Genomic DNA, 14,067 nt, shown 5'->3' on the forward strand with positions numbered 1-14,067 from the left:
GTCCCCGCACTCGGTCCCGTACCGTGTGCGGGGACGTAGTGCGTCGTGCGCATATAGGGGAGGCGGATCAATGGCCGGGAACCGGGACCGGTTCGCCACGTTCTCGACCGCGACCAGGCTCAAGCAGCTCGGTGAGCGGACCGCGGCACACGTGTACCGCTCGCAGTCCCGCCGGCAGGTCCGCCGCAGCCGGCTCACCGGCCGGGCCGCCCTGCTCGTGCTCGTCCTCTGTACCCTGGTCGTCGCCCTCGCGTATCCGATGCGCCAGTACGTCTCCCAGCGCTCGGAGATCGCGCAGCAGCAGAAGGAGGCCGTCTCCGCGCGGGACCGGCTGGAACGGCTGCGCGACGAGAAGGCCCGCTGGCAGGACAACGCGTACGCCGAGCAGCAGGCGCGCAAGCACCTGCACTTCGTCCGGCCGGGTGAGGTCAGCTACATCATGACCGACCCCGGAGCCGCCGCGGGAGAGCAGCGCCGCGGCGGACAGGCCGCCACCGACCGGCCCTGGTACTCCAACGTCTGGGACGGCGTCGACAAGGCCGACCGCCCGGGCGACTGAGTCCCACCCATCCACGAGAACGAAAAGACTTCCTCCAGGCATGCAGACGCCCCCGCCCCAGACCGACCGGACCGAGCCGACCGCCGCCGACATCGAGGCGTTCGAACAGCAGCTCGGCCGCCCCCCGCGCGGGCTCCGCGCCATCGCGCACCGCTGCCCCTGCGGGCAGCCGGACGTGGTGGAGACCGCCCCGCGGCTCCCCGACGGCACCCCCTTCCCGACGCTGTACTACTTGACCTGCCCGCGGGCCGCCGGTGCGATCGGCACGCTGGAGGCCAACGGCGTGATGAAGGAGATGCAGGCCCGCCTCGCCGTGGACCCGGAGCTGGCCGCGGCCTACCGGGCCGCGCACGAGGACTACATCACCCGCCGCGACGCCATCGAGGTGCTCCAGGGCTTCCCGAGCGCCGGCGGCATGCCGGACCGGGTGAAGTGCCTGCACGTGCTGGTCGGCCACTCCCTGGCCGCGGGCCCGGGCGTGAACCCCTTCGGCGACGAGGCGCTGGCGATGCTGCCCGAGTGGTGGGCCAAGGGCGCCTGCGTCACCCCGTGCGGCGAGAAGAAGGCCGACGGGCACGCAGAGAACGCCGCGGCCGCGGACGGGGAGGCGGGCGCGTGACCCGGGTCGCGGCCGTCGACTGCGGTACGAACTCCATCCGGCTCCTCGTCGCGGACCTCGACCGCGCCACCGGCGAGCTGACCGACCTGGACCGCCGGATGACCGTCGTCCGGCTCGGCCAGGGCGTCGACAAGACCGGCCGGCTGGCCCCGGAGGCGCTGGAGCGCACCTTCGCGGCGTGCCGCGAGTACGCGGCGGTCATCAAGGAGCTCGGCGCCGAGCGGGTGCGCTTCGTGGCGACCTCGGCCTCCCGGGACGCCGAGAACCGGGACGAGTTCGTCCGGGGCGTCCTGGACATCCTGGGCGTCGAGCCCGAGGTGATCAGCGGGGACCAGGAGGCCGAGTTCTCCTTCACCGGCGCCACCGGCGAGCTGACCGGCCGCACCGATCTGGAGCGGCCCTTCCTGGTGGTGGACATCGGCGGCGGCTCCACGGAGTTCGTGGTCGGCACCGAGCACGTCGGGGCGGCCCGCTCCGTCGACGTGGGCTGCGTCCGGATGACCGAGCGCCACCTGACGGTGGACGGGGTCGTCACCGACCCGCCGACCGCCGAGCAGATCGCCGCGATACGGGCCGACATCGAGGCGGCCCTGGACCTGGCCTCCGAGACGGTCCCGCTGGCCGAGGCGCGCACCCTGGTGGGCCTGGCCGGTTCGGTGACCACGGTCGCCGCGATCGCGCTCGGCCTGGAGGCGTACGACTCGGCGCGGATCCACCACTCCCGGATCCCGTACGGGACGGTCCGCGAGATCAGCGAGCGGATGCTGACGCTGACGCACGCCGAGCGCGCGGTCATCCCGGTGATGCACCCGGGACGGGTCGACGTGATCGGCGCGGGCGCCCTGGTCCTGCTGGCGATCATGGAGCGGATCGGCGCCACGGAGGTCGTCGTCTCGGAGCACGACATCCTCGACGGAATCGCCTGGTCCATCGCCTGACGGGCCGTTCGACACGCACGTGAGGGTGCCCCCGGCGGATCCCGCCGGGGGCACCGTCACGTCCGGACGGCTACCCGTCCAGCCGGACCGGCATCAGGAGGGAGAAGGACTCCTCGTCGTCGGGGCGGCGGATCGCCACGGGGGCCTTGGGGGCGCCGAGCTCCAGGATCAGCCGGTCCCGGGCTCCGGCGGCGAGCGCGTCGAGCAGGAACGCGCGGTTCAGGCCGACGTCGGCCGGTTCGTCGTCTCCGTCGGCGCCCAGGGACACCGTCCCCTCGCCGGTCACCCTGAGCACGCTGAGCTCGCCGGTCGCGCCGTCCCGCTCGCGCACGGCCGGGCGGACCGGGCCGTTCTCCAGCGTCTCGCGGAAGGCCGGAACGTCGACCAGGACCCGGCGCCCCGCGGGCAGGCTGATCAGGCGGCGGTAGTCGGGGAACTCGTGGTCCAGGCACCGGCCGGCCGCCTGGCGGTCCGCCGCCTCCGTCTCCAGGGCCACGCGGTCGCCGTCCACGGTCAGCAGGACCGGGGCGTCGTCGCTCAGCAGCGCCCGCATCGCGTCCGCGAGCGGGGCGGGTACGAGGAGCTGGACGCGGGGACCGGTGTGGCCGGTGACCCCGGCGCGGGCCACGGCCAGGCGGTACCGGTCGGTGGCCACGACGCGCAGCGCCCCGTCCTCGATGTCGAACAGGATGCCGCCGAGCACCGGCAGAGCGGGATCGGCGGAGACGGCGAACCGGACCGAGTCCAGGGTGGCGGCCAGCTCGGGCCCGGAGACGGTGAGCCGCGCGGTCGTGCCGGCGGCGGCGTGGGCGGCGGCCTGGGCGGTCGTGCGGGCGGTCGTGTTCGTGATCGTGGTCTCGGTCATGGGGGTCTCCCTGCGGTCGAGTAGGGCGCGGATCGCGGAGAGCTCGGTGCGGGCGTCGGACAGGCCCTCTTCCAGCCGGAGCAGGTGCGCCCGGAGCAGGCCGCGGACCAGATCGGTGTCCGCGCCGGCCCAGCCGGCCAGCACGAGCCGGATGTCCGCCAGGGGCATCCCGGTCCGCCGGAGCCGGGCCAGCAGCCGGGCCTCCTCGACCTGCTCGGGTCCGTACCAGCGGTACCCGCTCGCCGGATCCACCCGGACGGGAACCAGCACGCCGGCCCCGTCGTAGAACCGCAGGGCACTCACGCTCAGGCCGCTGTCGAGGGCCGTCTCGCCGATACTGCGCATCTCGTTCTCCACGCCCCGAACCCTGGGCCCTCGACCAGGTCGAGGGTCAAGAAGGGCTCCTGGGGGGCTGTTCGGGGGTCTTAGGTCCCGTCGTCCACATGAACTTCGTGAAGTTCTTCACAAGGAAAAGGTGCCTGTAAGGGCCTCGGAGGAGCCTTTTGGGCGAGTCCGGAGCCTCCTGGGCCTTCTTTTTGCTCGCGTTCGTGCGATTGCCGGACCTCGCACACCTCTGGCGGTAGGTATCCACGAAGGCGGTGGTCTACTCCGCTTAGGGGCTCGGAGGCCAGTTCAGGACTGGTGTTCAACGACTCCCGTTACACCCTGGTTCCCGCTTCGCGCCATGACCTCGGTCACGTGGGCGGCGGAGTGTAGCAGAGGGTCCCAAGGTCCTTGTGAAGGGGCTCACGAGCGTCACCCCTGGGGGTGCTGGATACTCGTTCCATGAGCACCACGGAGCGTCCCAGGATCCTCGTTGTAGGAGGTGGGTACGTAGGCCTGTACGCAGCCAAGCGCATCATGAAGAAGATGCGTTACGGCGAGGCGACCGTCACGGTCGTCGACCCGCGCTCGTACATGACCTACCAGCCCTTCCTCCCCGAAGTGGCCGCAGGCAGCATCTCGCCTCGGCACGTCGTCGTACCGCTGCGACGCGTGCTTCCGAAGGCTGAGGTCCTCACCGGCCGGGTCACGAACATCGACCAGGACCGCAAGGTCGCCGTCGTCACGCCGCTGGTCGGCGAGGCGTACGAGCTGCCCTTCGACTACCTGGTGATCGCGCTCGGCGCCGTCTCCCGCACCTTCCCGATCCCCGGCCTCGCCGAACAGGGCATCGGCATGAAGGGCGTGGAAGAGGGCATCGGCCTGCGCAACCACGTACTCGAGCAGCTCGACAAGGCCGAGTCCACGACGGACGAGGACGTCCGCCGCAAGGCCCTCACCTTCGTCTTCGTCGGCGGCGGCTTCGCCGGTGCCGAGACGATCGGCGAGGTCGAGGACATGGCCCGCGACGCCGCGAAGTACTACTCCAGCATCAAGCGCGAGGACATGCGCTTCATCCTGGTAGACGCGGCCGACAAGATCCTTCCCGAGGTCGGGCCCAAGCTCGGCACCTGGGGCAAGGAGCACCTCGAGTCGCGCGGCATCGAGATCTACCTGAACACCTCCATGGACTCCTGCGTGGACGGCCACGTGGTGCTGAAGAACGGCCTCGAGGTCGACTCCAGCACCCTCGTGTGGACCGCCGGCGTGAAGCCCAACCCCGTGCTGGCCCGCTACGGCCTGCCGCTGGGCCCCCGCGGCCACGTGGACGCCGAGCCGACCCTCCAGGTCAAGGGCACGGACTACATCTGGACCGCCGGCGACAACGCCCAGGTGCCCGACCTCGCCGCCCGCAAGGCCGGCGTGGAGAACGCCTGGTGCCCGCCGAACGCCCAGCACGCGCTGCGCCAGGCCAAGGTCCTCGGCGACAACGTCATCTCGGGCATGCGGGGCTTCCCGCAGGCCGAGTACTCGCACTCCAACAAGGGTGCGGTGGCGGGCCTCGGCCTCCACAAGGGCGTCGCGATGATCGTCATGGGCAAGATGAAGATCAAGCTCAAGGGCCGTCTCGCCTGGTACATGCACCGTGGCTACCACGGCATGGCCATGCCGACCTGGAACCGCAAGATCCGCGTCTTCGCCGACTGGACCCTCGCGATGTTCCTCAAGCGCGAGGTCGTCTCCCTCGGCGCCCTGGAGAGCCCCCGCGAGGAGTTCTACGAGGCCGCCAAGCCGGCGCCGGCTCCGGCCGCCGTCACGGCCCCGGCCGAGAAGGCCAAGGCCTCCTGACCCCGTAGGGCCCCGGCAGGACGAGCAGGATCAGCGGTACCGGCAAGACCAGTACGACCAGTACGACCCAGCGCGTCCCGAAGGGGCCGCCCGCCATCCGTGGTGCGGGCGGCCCCTTCGGCATATTCGGGACCGGATCCGGGTATGCCGTGCGGTCGGAACTTGTCGAGCTCGTCGGTGCTTGTTGGAGGATCCCGCATGAACGACGCCGCGCCGCGGCTGGCCGCTTTAGCCGAAACCCTGATGGGAGCCCCCCTCCCCGTCCGGATCCGGGTCTGGGACGGCAGCGAGGCCGGTCCGCTCGGCGGTCCCATCCTGGTCCTGAACAACCGGCGCGCCCTGCGCCGGATCCTGTGGAAGCCCGGCGAGCTGGGCCTGGCCCGCGCCTGGGTGGCCGGGGACCTCACCGTCGACGGGGACCTGTTCGAGCTGCTGGACCGGGTCGGCGGGCTGCTCTGGGAGCGGGACCGCGAGCCGGCTCCCGAGCCGTCCGCCGGCAAGGGCGCCGGGCCCGCCGCCCTGCTGCGCGATCCGCGCTCCCGGGCCGCCGTACGGGGCCTCGTGGGCCTGGCGCGGCCGTGGACCAAGCCGGCCCCGCCGCCCGAGGAGGCCGTCCGCCGCGGCGGGCCCCGGCACACGAAGGGCAGCGACCGGCGGGCCATCAGCCACCACTACGACGTGGGCAACACCTTCTACGAGCGGGTGCTCGGCCCGTCGATGGTGTACTCCTGCGCCTACTGGACCCCCGGCGGGAGCCTGGAGGACGCCCAGCGGGACAAGCTGGACCTGGTCTGCCGCAAGCTCGCCCTGGGCCCGGGGGACCGGCTCCTGGACGTCGGCTGCGGCTGGGGCTCGATGGCCCTGCACGCGGCCCGGGAGTACGGGGCCAAGGTCACCGGGATCACCCTCTCCGGCGAACAGGCCGCCTACGCCCGCAAGCGGGTCGCGGAGGAGGGCCTGGCGGACCTCGTGGAGATCCGGGTCCAGGACTACCGGGACGTCAAGGACGGCCCGTACGACGCCGTCTCCTCCATCGGGATGGCCGAACACGTCGGCGCCGAGCGCTACCGCACGTACGCCCACACGCTGTACGGCCTGCTGCGGCCGGGCGGGAGGCTGCTGAACCACCAGATCGCGCGGCGTCCCGAACCGGACGAGGAGGCCTACCGGATCGACGCGTTCATAGACGCCTACGTCTTCCCCGACGGCGAGCTGTCGCCACTGGGCACCACCGTCGGCGAGCTCGAGCGGGCCGGCTTCGAGGTCCGCGACTTGGAGGCGCTGCGCGAGCACTACGCGCTCACCCTGCGGGCCTGGGTGGCCCGGCTGGAGGAGCACTGGGAGGAGGCCCAGCGGCTGACCTCGCCCGGGCGGGCCCGGGTCTGGCAGCTGTACATGGCCGCCTCGGCGCTCGCCTTCGAGCACAACCGGCTCGGCGTCAACCAGGTGCTCGCGGTGCGCACCGGGAGACGGTCGGCCTCCGGAATGCCGCTGCGCGCACGGGAGTGGCCCGCGTAGCCCCGTACGCCGGGTGAAACGGCCGCAGGGCCCCGCGACGTGATGTCGCGGGGCCCTGCGGCTTCGTACGGGCGCCGTCGTACGGCCGGCGCGGCTACTCCGTCTTGATCGCGGTCAGCATGTTCAGCCGGGCCGCGCTGCGGGCGGGCCACATGGCCGCCAGGGCGCCGACGATGCCGGCCAGCAGCATGAAGATCGCGATCCGGTCGAAGGGGATCACCAGGGCGTAGTTCGGGATCGAGCCCTTGACGGTCTCGCCGACGGCCCAGGCGATGAAGGTGCCCAGCGCCACGCCGATGACCGCGCCGAAGAGCGAGATGACGATGGCCTCCAGCCGGATCATGTTCTTGACCCGGCCGCGGTCCAGGCCGATGGCCCGCAGCATGCCGATCTCCTGCGTCCGCTCGTACACGGACATCGCCAGGGTGTTGACGACGCCGAGGACCGAGATGATCAGCGCCATGGCGAGCAGGCCGTACATGATGTTCAGGGCGGTGTTGATCATGCCGCCCATCTGGTTGCGGATGTCCTGCTGGGTGGCGAAGGTGATCGCCGGGTTCTTGCCGAGGGCGTCGACGAGGGCCTGCTCGCCCTTGGCGGAGGGGCCGCCGTCCATCTTGACGAGGACCTCGCGCAGGTACGGCTTCTCGTCGTGCCGGTCGAGGATCCGGGAGTCGATCACGTAGGGGGAGAGCATGCCCTCCATGTCCTTGTAGACCGCGCCGACCTTCAGGCTCTCCTTCTTGTTGTCCGGGAAGGTGACCTTCAGGGGGGAGCCGACCGACAGGCCGTCCGACTTCGCGGTCTTCTCGGAGACGGCCACCTCGCCCTTGGCGAGGCTGGTCAGCTGCCCGCTGACCACGTCGAAGTTGAGGAGCTGGCCGATGGTCGCCGGGTTGACCCCGGAGACGGAGCGGTAGGTGTCGCCGTCGCCGACCTTGAAGTCGCCGGCCTGCTGCGGAGAGACCGCCTTGACGCCCGGGGCCTTCGCCAGGGCCGGGATCACGGATGCGTCCAGGCTGCCGAAGCTCTCGCCCATGGAGACCGTGTAGTCGGCCTTGAGGTTGTCCGTCGTCATCCGGTCGATGGCCTTGCCCATCGTGATGCCGAGCACGGACAGGGCGGTGACCAGGGTCAGGCCGATGGCCAGCGAGGCGGCGGTGACGGCGGTGCGGCGCGGGTTGCGGACCGCGTTCTGCGCGGCCAGCTTGCCGGCGACGCCGAAGGCCTTCTCCAGCAGCGGGCGGACCGCCGCGATGACCGGGCGGGAGAGGGCCGGCAGCAGGACGATGATGCCGATCATCGTGAAGAAGGCGCCGGCGCCGATGAGCACCCTGCCGTCCTTGCCGGCGATCGCGCCGCCGAGGATGGCGAGCAGACCGAGCAGGGTGACGGCGCCGCCGATGCTGTTGCGCAGCACCAGGGACTTGGAGGAGGCCGGCAGGTGGGCGCTGCCCATCGCGGCGACCGGGGAGATCTTGGCGGTGCGGCGCGCGGGCAGCCAGGCGGCGAGCATCGTGACGACGACGCCGATGACGATCGCCGCGAGGACGGTGGCGGGGGCGACGACCAGCGGGCCGGCCGGGATCTTCACGTCGAAGGCGCCCATCGCGGCGCGCATGCCGATGGCGAGCCCGACGCCGGCGATCAGGCCGATGGCGGAGGAGATGACGCCGACGACCAGGGCCTCGGCGAGGACCGAGCGCTTGACCTGGCCGCGGTTGGCGCCGACGGCGCGCAGCAGGGCCAGTTCCTTGGTGCGCTGGGCGACCAGCATGGTGAAGGTGTTGTAGATCAGGAAGATGCCGACGAAGAGCGAGATCAGCGCGAACGTCAGCAGCATCTGGTTCATGCTGCCCATGCCGGCTTCGATGTCCTTGGCCTGCTCGGCCGCGAGCGCCGCCCCGGTCTGGGCCTTGGCGTCCTTGCCGACGAGCGGCTTGATCTCGGTGAGCAGCTGGTCGGCGCCGGTGCCGGCCTTGGCGCTGACCGACAGCTCGCTGTAGTAGCCCGGCTCCAGGTAGAGCCGCTGGGCGGTCGGGGTGTCGAACAGGACGAGCGAGCCGCCCGCGTTGACCGCGCCGTCCTCGGTGGTGAAGACGCCGGCGAGCGTGTACTCCTTGGCCGGGCCGTTGTCGGCCACGCGGACCTTGTCGCCCACCTTGTACTCGCCGCGCTTGGCGGTCTCCTTGTCGAGGGCGATCTCGCCGGCCTTGGCCGGGCCGTTGCCCTCGGCGAAGGCGTAGCGGGGGTCCTTGCCGTCCTTGAGGGGGACGAAGTTGGCGCCGGTGTTGGCCCAGCCGGTGCCGATCAGCTTGCCGTCCTGGTCGCCCACGGCGGCGAAGCCGCTCACGCGGCCGGAGGCGGCGTCGACGCCGTCGAGGGCCTTGACCTTGTCGAGGGTCTTCTGGCTGATGCCCGGCTCGCCCTCCTTGACGCCCTCGTCGTTGCGGGAGGCGCCGTAGGAGGTGACCGAGACGGCGACGCCGTCGAAGCTCTTGGCGGACTGGTTCGACATCGCCTTGCCGACGGTGTCGGTGAAGACGAGCGTGCCGGAGACGAAGGCGACGCCGAGGACGACGGCGAGCACCGTCATCAGCAGCCGGGCCTTGTGCGCGAGCACGTTGCGCAGGGCGGTACGGAACATGGTGGAGGAATCCAGGTCTAGGAGGTCAGCGGGGACGGACGTCTGCGCGGGGCGCGGGCGTCCCTCAGCTGGTGCGGCCCTTGGCGTCGAAGGCCTTCATGCGGTCGAGCACGCCGTCCGCGGTGGGCTGGATCATCTCGTCGACGATGCGGCCGTCGGCGAGGAAGATGACGCGGTCCGCGTAGGAGGCGGCGACCGGGTCGTGGGTGACCATCACGACGGTCTGGCCGAGCTCGCGCACGGAGTTGCGCAGGAAGCCCAGGACCTCGGCGCCGGAGCGCGAGTCGAGGTTTCCGGTGGGCTCGTCACCGAAGATGATCTCGGGGCGGGAGGCCAGGGCGCGGGCCACGGCGACGCGCTGCTGCTGGCCGCCGGAGAGCTGGGTGGGGCGGTGGGAGAGGCGGTCGGCGAGGCCGACCATGTTGATCACCGAGTCCAGCCACTGCTTGTCGGGCTTGCGGCCGGCGATGTCCATGGGGAGCGTGATGTTCTCCAGGGCCGTCAGGGTCGGCAGCAGGTTGAAGGCCTGGAAGATGAAGCCGATCTTGTCCCGGCGCAGCTGCGTCAGCTGCTTGTCCTTCAGGGTGGACAGCTCGGTCTCGCCGATGCGGACCGACCCGGCGGAGAAGGTGTCCAGGCCGGCGACGCAGTGCATCAGCGTGGACTTGCCGGATCCGGAGGGGCCCATGATCGCGGTGAACTGGCCCTGCGCGAAGTCCACGGAGACGTTGTCCAGAGCGACCACCTGGGTCTCGCCCTGGCCGTACACCTTGGAGAGGCCGGAGGCGCGCGCGGCGACGGCCTGGGCGGTGTGCGGGGCGTAGTTCATGGTGGTCACGGGGGCGGCTCCTCGAAGGACGGACCGGGCTCACGGTCCGCGGTTGGCGGGACCCCTCCATCCTCGTGGCGCCCACCCCCGCTCCGGATCAGCCGTGATGCCCCTTCTCCGGTCCCCTGGAGACTGACCACGGAGGGCCGGGCCTCCTCCTTTGGTATGACGGCGGCGCGGGGCGGACGCGGGGAGGCAGCCGGTCCGGCGGGGCCCGGAACGGGAAACGGGAGCCGCGCACGGGCCGGAGCGGAGCCCCTGCGGGGGTGGGAACGGAGCCCGCACCGGGGGCGGAAGCGGAGCCGGGGCCGGGGGCGGGGGCGGACCGGCGGGGGACCGGAAGCGGAGCCGGCCCGAGGGGGTGGCGCACGGGGTGGCGTGCGGGGTGGCGCGGGCCATCGAAATCCCGTCAATCCCGTGGCGGCCATGATCGACGCCCGGAACGTGCCGACCGCGCCTTCTGTCCCCTGACGAGCCGTCAATCACCAATAAAATCAGACAACATCGGCGAGATGCCCAGGTGGGGGCGCAAGTCTTCCGGATAGGCTCGGCGTAGCGTTCAAGGCTTTTCCTACGGGGCCGCTACGCCCTGCCCGGATGGTGGAATGCAGACACGGCGAGCTTAAACCTCGCTGACCCTCGGGTCGTGCCGGTTCAAGTCCGGCTTCGGGCACGATGATGTTGAGGACGTTCCGATTCAGGCCGGAACGCGCGGACGGCGGGGGCGCCACGGGTACCCCCGCCCGTCACGCCGGACTCGTGCCCCCGGGGAAAGATCCTCCTCCAGCAGTAGGGCGATTCCTTTGCGTTCGCATTACTCTTGACTCCAAGGCCGCGCACGGTGGCCATGGAGGAGTGAGATGAGGAGCAGCAACCCGGTCTTCTCGCGACGGGGGTTCAGCCGCGACAACGGTGCTTATGCGGGCTTCGGCACGCAGCAGCCCCAGGCCCAGGCCGGGACCGCCACCAACCCGTACGCGACCAACCCCTACGCGACCGACCCGGCCACGGGTATGCCGCAGGCGCCGGTCCGCGGCAACGCGATGACCATCGACGACGTCGTGAGCCGTACGGCTCTGACGCTCGGCACGGTCATCCTGACGGCGGCGATCTCCTGGATCGTTCTTCCGGTCGACTCGGCCAACATCAACAAGTCGTACGGCATCGCCATCGGCGCCGCGCTCATCGCGTTCGTCTTCGCGATGATCCAGTCGTTCAAGGCCAAGCCGGTCCCGGCGCTGATCCTGGCGTACGCCGCGTTCGAGGGCGTCTTCCTCGGCGTCATCAGCTCGGCCGTCAGCACCTACACCGGCCCGGGCACGGTCGTCCAGGCCGTCATGGGCACGATGTGCGTCTTCGCCGGCGTGCTGTTCGCGTACAAGATGCGCTGGATCAGGGTGAACCGGCGCTTCGTCGGCTTCGTGATGGCCGCCGCCGTGGGCTTCATGCTCCTGATGGTCGTCAACCTGCTGTTCTCCGTCTTCGCGGGCGGCGACGGCCTCGGCTTCCGCAGCGGCCCCCTGGGCATCCTGTTCGGCGTCATCGGCATCCTCCTGGGCGCCGCCTTCCTCGCCATGGACTTCAAGATGGTCGAGGACGGCGTGGCCTACGGCGCTCCCCGCGAGGAGTCCTGGCTGGCGGCCTTCGGCCTCACCATGACCCTGGTGTGGATCTACATGGAGATGCTGCGCCTGATCTCCATCCTCAAGGGCGACTAGTACCACCGGCTCCACCCGTTGAGCTGAGGAAGGCCCCGCGAGCACGCGCTCGCGGGGCCTTCCCGCATGCCGGGGGTCAGCGGATCGGGTGATCGGGACGGACGGGAAGTCGGGGGCTCGGGACGGGGGCAGGGGCCGGCTCAGCCGAACTTGCGGGCGGCCCTGCGCAGGTCGTGCTCGTGGATGATCGCCTTGGCCTGGCCGTACGACAGCTCGTGCGCGCCGAGCAGCCAGCTGACCTTCTCTTCGAACCGGACGAGGGAGGGGCCGTCCTCCACGGTCCGGAGCCAGTCGGAGAGTTCACGACCGGTGGTCTGGGGGATTCTGTCGATCATGTTGCGGTGGGTCTGTTCGGAGAACTCGACGGACATGGGCGCCTCCGGGGGTATCGCCGTGCTGTGCTGTTCTCTTCACGCCACCGTGCCGGAGAGTTCGGCCGTTGGCAATGGCGCCGGGGCGGCGCGTAAGGTCGGCCGGGTGCTCGATACCTCACCCTTGACCGCCGCCGTGGAACGTTTCGCCGACCGGCTGCGGGCGGCTCCGCAGAGCCGGCTCCAGCAGGGAGCCGCCGAGGTGGCGCTGGACCTGGCCCGGGAGCTCTCGCTGCGCGCGCAGCGGCTGGAGGCGGCCTCCACGGGCGCCGGGGACGGCGGGGGCGGCGCGGGGGCGGCTCCGGCGCGGACGATGCCCGACGCCGGCATCTTCGTGGTGGGCGACCAGCTCGCCGTGGCGGGGCTGGACCTCGCCGAGGCCCTGTACGCCGCGTCGGCCGGCGCGACCGGCGCGACCGGCGCGACCGGCGCGACCGGCCTGGTCGGCTCCCCGGGCGCGACGGGCGCACAAGACGGACAGGACGCACCCGACGCATCCGACGCACCCGACGTATCGGGCCCGGACGTGGCGAAGGCCCCGTCCGAGATGCTGGACGAGGCCGTTCGGCTGGTCGATCAGGCGGAAGCCGGGGCGCTGCGGTGACGCGGATCGCCGCGCGGGCTCAGAGCGACGGGCTCAGAGCGAGGCGATGACGCGGTCGGCGAGGATGTAGACGTTGCTGTCCGGGTCCTCGGAGTCGCCGCAGGAGAAGGTCAGGGCGTAGGCGCCGGAGATGCCCGAGCCGCCCAGCAGGACCGGTGCGCTGCCCGAGCGCAGGGCGTCGGCGAGCCGCTCGGCGGTCTCCCGGTGGCCCGGGGTCATGCAGAGCGTGGTGCCGTCGGTGAAGACGTACACGTCCAGGGTGCCCAACGGGCCGGGGCGGACGTCCGCGAGGGCCGTACGGGCCTCCGCGAGCTCCTCCAGGCGGTTGACCGTGCGCTCGTGGTCGGCGCCGGGGTGCGAGGCCTGCACGGGGACGAAGTCCGGGTGCGAGGGGTGGCGCCGGCGGGCGGCGGCCAGCTCGGCCGAGTCCTCCGGGTAACCCTGGTAGTCCTCGGCGTCGTCGCCCAGGAGCGGCTCCAGGCCCACCATGTCCGCCTGCCGGGGCAGGAAGACGGGGCTCTCCTCGCCGAGGCCGGACAGGCCGCCCAGCAGCGAGGGGGCGTCGGCGGCGTCACGCGCCTCCTGAGCGGCCCAGAAGGCGCGCGCCTCGGCGAGCTCGCGCTCGCGCTCCTCGGCGAGGGCCTCGGCGACGGCGGCTCGTATCTCGGCGGCCGGGGACTCCACGGCGCTACGGGCGTGCGGAACGGTTGCGGCGGCGCCACGGGGGTGCGAAACCGTCAGCTCACCGCGCAGTGCGGTGACCTGCTTGCGCAGGCCGTGGACGGCGTGCAGCGCAGCAGCGCCGACGGCCGTGGCAGCGGCCGTGGTCAGCAGTAGGGCAAGAGACATGGCGCTCACTGACTAACTCCTGATTGATTCGATCCCCCGACTTCCTACATCAGCTTGTCCTGAACTGGGAATGGCTTGCAGTGCATTACGTCATGAATTGGACAGGCCTTTCGTCCCGGGAGCCCCACCCGAACCAGGCCTGACCTGGGGAAACAATGATCCCCCAGGACTAAGGTCACATCCTGGGGGACATTTGGTCACAGAATGGCCGCGACAGGATTGGATTCGGCGTCAGTACGGCGTATGGGATCAAGCGGATCCCTTACGCCGTCTGGCCTCGGCTCTTGATCCCGGCGGCCCCGCTCGATCGAGACCTAGCTCAGCCGCTCGATCTTGTGGTCGCGCTGAGCTTCGCCTCCGCTGCGGGCAGGTGCCGTC

The 14,067-nt window shown here is 71.3% G+C and carries 11 protein-coding genes, 1 tRNA gene and 1 pseudogene; 8 read left to right on the forward strand and 5 right to left on the reverse strand.

The window, feature by feature from the left end; all coding sequences use genetic code 11:
* Positions 1-70 precede the first annotated feature (70 nt).
* The 3 genes from OG730_RS25285 to OG730_RS25295 are packed head-to-tail and all read left to right on the forward strand — an operon-like array spanning position 71 to position 2,116.
* Complete coding sequence (locus OG730_RS25285) at positions 71-559, forward strand: FtsB family cell division protein (protein ID WP_327306392.1); 489 nt, start codon at positions 71-73, stop codon at positions 557-559.
* A gap of 40 nt (positions 560-599) precedes the next feature.
* Positions 600-1,178, forward strand: a complete 579-nt coding sequence (locus tag OG730_RS25290; protein ID WP_327306393.1) for a DUF501 domain-containing protein — start codon at positions 600-602, stop codon at positions 1,176-1,178.
* Positions 1,175-2,116: a Ppx/GppA phosphatase family protein gene (locus OG730_RS25295; protein WP_327306394.1), complete on the forward strand. Its 942-nt coding sequence runs from the start codon at positions 1,175-1,177 to the stop codon at positions 2,114-2,116. Before OG730_RS25290 ends, OG730_RS25295 begins: the two co-directional genes overlap by 4 nt.
* 70 nt (positions 2,117-2,186) lie before the next feature.
* Here the strand turns inward: OG730_RS25295 and OG730_RS25300 are convergent, their stop codons facing one another.
* Entirely contained in the window at positions 2,187-3,326 is a 1,140-nt protein-coding gene (locus tag OG730_RS25300; protein WP_327306395.1) for a DNA polymerase III subunit beta family protein, read from the reverse strand.
* A gap of 441 nt (positions 3,327-3,767) precedes the next feature.
* Here OG730_RS25300 and OG730_RS25305 point away from each other — a divergent pair, with 441 nt between their 5' ends.
* The gene (locus OG730_RS25305) at positions 3,768-5,153 is read left to right on the forward strand and encodes an NAD(P)/FAD-dependent oxidoreductase (protein WP_327306396.1); all 1,386 of its coding nucleotides are present in this window, start codon (positions 3,768-3,770) and stop codon (positions 5,151-5,153) included.
* 198 nt (positions 5,154-5,351) lie between these two features.
* Positions 5,352-6,671, forward strand: a complete 1,320-nt coding sequence (locus OG730_RS25310) for a class I SAM-dependent methyltransferase (RefSeq protein ID WP_327306397.1) — start codon at positions 5,352-5,354, stop codon at positions 6,669-6,671.
* Between the two features lie 94 nt (positions 6,672-6,765).
* Here the strand turns inward: OG730_RS25310 and OG730_RS25315 are convergent, their stop codons facing one another.
* Complete coding sequence (locus OG730_RS25315) at positions 6,766-9,318, reverse strand: ABC transporter permease (protein ID WP_327306398.1); 2,553 nt, start codon at positions 9,316-9,318, stop codon at positions 6,766-6,768.
* A 64-nt stretch (positions 9,319-9,382) separates the two neighbouring features.
* A complete protein-coding gene (locus OG730_RS25320; RefSeq protein ID WP_327309411.1) occupies positions 9,383-10,147 on the reverse strand; it encodes an ABC transporter ATP-binding protein in 765 nt (254 codons plus the stop codon).
* Positions 10,148-10,738: 591 nt separating this feature from the next.
* On the opposite strand from OG730_RS25320, the gene OG730_RS25325 reads away from it, so the two are divergent.
* A tRNA-Leu gene (locus OG730_RS25325) sits at positions 10,739-10,820 on the forward strand.
* Positions 10,821-11,007: 187 nt separating this feature from the next.
* Positions 11,008-11,865, forward strand: a complete 858-nt coding sequence (locus OG730_RS25330; protein WP_266957629.1) for a Bax inhibitor-1/YccA family protein — start codon at positions 11,008-11,010, stop codon at positions 11,863-11,865.
* A 140-nt stretch (positions 11,866-12,005) separates the two neighbouring features.
* On the opposite strand, the gene OG730_RS25335 is transcribed toward OG730_RS25330, so the two are convergent.
* Positions 12,006-12,236 carry a DUF4287 domain-containing protein gene (locus tag OG730_RS25335; protein WP_327306399.1) on the reverse strand — a complete coding sequence of 77 codons (231 nt, stop codon included), beginning with the start codon at positions 12,234-12,236 and terminating at the stop codon, positions 12,006-12,008.
* A 106-nt stretch (positions 12,237-12,342) separates the two neighbouring features.
* Here OG730_RS25335 and OG730_RS25340 point away from each other — a divergent pair.
* Positions 12,343-12,642 (forward strand): annotated as a pseudogene (locus OG730_RS25340) (hypothetical protein); the annotation flags it as partial.
* A gap of 231 nt (positions 12,643-12,873) precedes the next feature.
* Here the strand turns inward: OG730_RS25340 and OG730_RS25345 are convergent.
* A complete protein-coding gene (locus OG730_RS25345; protein ID WP_327309412.1) occupies positions 12,874-13,689 on the reverse strand; it encodes a hypothetical protein in 816 nt (271 codons plus the stop codon).
* Positions 13,690-14,067: the final 378 nt, after the last annotated feature.

Origin of the sequence: Streptomyces sp. NBC_01298, assembly GCF_035978755.1 — a bacterium.
Taxonomy (GTDB): domain Bacteria; phylum Actinomycetota; class Actinomycetes; order Streptomycetales; family Streptomycetaceae; genus Streptomyces.

What these genes read in the sequence shown, in the direction of transcription:
- OG730_RS25315 (WP_327306398.1), bottom strand. Translation starts at nt 9,318, where the DNA reads ATGTTCCGTACCGCCCTGCGCAACGTGCTCGCGCACAAGGCCCGGCTG.
- OG730_RS25290 (WP_327306393.1), top strand. Translation starts at nt 600, where the DNA reads ATGCAGACGCCCCCGCCCCAGACCGACCGGACCGAGCCGACCGCCGCC.
- OG730_RS25330 (WP_266957629.1), top strand. Translation starts at nt 11,008, where the DNA reads ATGAGGAGCAGCAACCCGGTCTTCTCGCGACGGGGGTTCAGCCGCGAC.
- OG730_RS25305 (WP_327306396.1), top strand. Translation starts at nt 3,768, where the DNA reads ATGAGCACCACGGAGCGTCCCAGGATCCTCGTTGTAGGAGGTGGGTAC.
- OG730_RS25285 (WP_327306392.1), top strand. Translation starts at nt 71, where the DNA reads ATGGCCGGGAACCGGGACCGGTTCGCCACGTTCTCGACCGCGACCAGG.
- OG730_RS25335 (WP_327306399.1), bottom strand. Translation starts at nt 12,236, where the DNA reads ATGTCCGTCGAGTTCTCCGAACAGACCCACCGCAACATGATCGACAGA.
- OG730_RS25320 (WP_327309411.1), bottom strand. Translation starts at nt 10,147, where the DNA reads ATGAACTACGCCCCGCACACCGCCCAGGCCGTCGCCGCGCGCGCCTCC.
- OG730_RS25310 (WP_327306397.1), top strand. Translation starts at nt 5,352, where the DNA reads ATGAACGACGCCGCGCCGCGGCTGGCCGCTTTAGCCGAAACCCTGATG.
- OG730_RS25300 (WP_327306395.1), bottom strand. Translation starts at nt 3,326, where the DNA reads ATGCGCAGTATCGGCGAGACGGCCCTCGACAGCGGCCTGAGCGTGAGT.
- OG730_RS25345 (WP_327309412.1), bottom strand. Translation starts at nt 13,689, where the DNA reads ATGTCTCTTGCCCTACTGCTGACCACGGCCGCTGCCACGGCCGTCGGC.